The following is a 964-nucleotide window of genomic DNA, read 5'->3' as shown; positions in this document are numbered from 1 at the left end:
CTATTTTCAATACGCCAATGCTGCCTGATGTAGTGACCCAGTGACTTATGACGAGGTGACATTGAGCTGATGTAAAAAGATGTATCAATACTGGTCTTTTCTTTTATTGTCCGGTGTCGCTCTACTGCTATAATACTGCGGATACTTGGCCAGCGAGCCTTGAGTGTTTCATTAAATTTAGGTTTTAATTGGTAGACCCTGCGTTGCTCTTTTCGCCCATGGGCCTGCTGAGTCACTTCTGTTACAACCTTTTCTTTTCCAGCATCAAACACCGCTTGAAATTGAGTGTTCACTGCATTCCACAAATTTGGCTGATTTTTCTTTACTTGAACCACGACATGCGCTTTTTTATCCGCTATTTTTTTAAGTGTCTCAGTTTGGCAATGCAGCGCATCCATCGTCAGTACGCTGCCTTTAACATTCAGTACATCCAGCATCTGTTGAACAACTCGGATCTCCCCATTCTTATTCTTCGTCGCGAGTTGACTTAAGACCAGTCCATTCTCCGTATCATAAGCAGTTACAAGCTGTAAGGCGGTTTTTTTATCATTCCGATAGGCGCCTCTAAGGACTTTCCCATCAAAAGCGATAATTGGTTTGTTATTAATTTCACGATGTTCATTGAGCCAATTGAGTAAAGCCTCAAGAAGTGATTCAGCAATAACAGATTTTAGAATTCTTGCAATTGTATGTCGACGGGGAATACCATGTTTAAAAGGTCGATACTTGGTGAGCCAGTCTTTTTTCGCATCTCCATAAGTTTCAATATCTTGCCAACCCTCAGCGCCTGCAATGATGGCACTGACTACGAGAAAAATAATATCTACCAAATCATGCTTTTGATTGATATCAGAACGGGTTTCTTCAACAATGGATAAATGTTCTATAAGGTTCATAATTACGGTCAAAAATAAAAGCTGTGGCTATTTGATCATATTTTTTAACAAAGTGCGATCCCGCCCTG

At 40.5% G+C, this 964-nt stretch carries 1 protein-coding gene; it reads right to left on the bottom strand.

Annotation, left to right across the window (positions count from 1 at the left end; all coding sequences use genetic code 11):
- A partial coding sequence (locus N482_RS05360; RefSeq protein ID WP_063376090.1) for an ISAs1 family transposase occupies positions 1-896 on the bottom strand: 896 nt, incomplete at its 3' end.
- Between the last annotated feature and the right edge of the window lie 68 nt (positions 897-964).

This window comes from Pseudoalteromonas luteoviolacea NCIMB 1942 (assembly GCF_001625595.1).
In the GTDB taxonomy this organism is placed as follows: Bacteria; Pseudomonadota; Gammaproteobacteria; order Enterobacterales; family Alteromonadaceae; genus Pseudoalteromonas; species Pseudoalteromonas luteoviolacea_A.
This window is presented reverse-complemented; position numbering and strand designations above follow the sequence as displayed.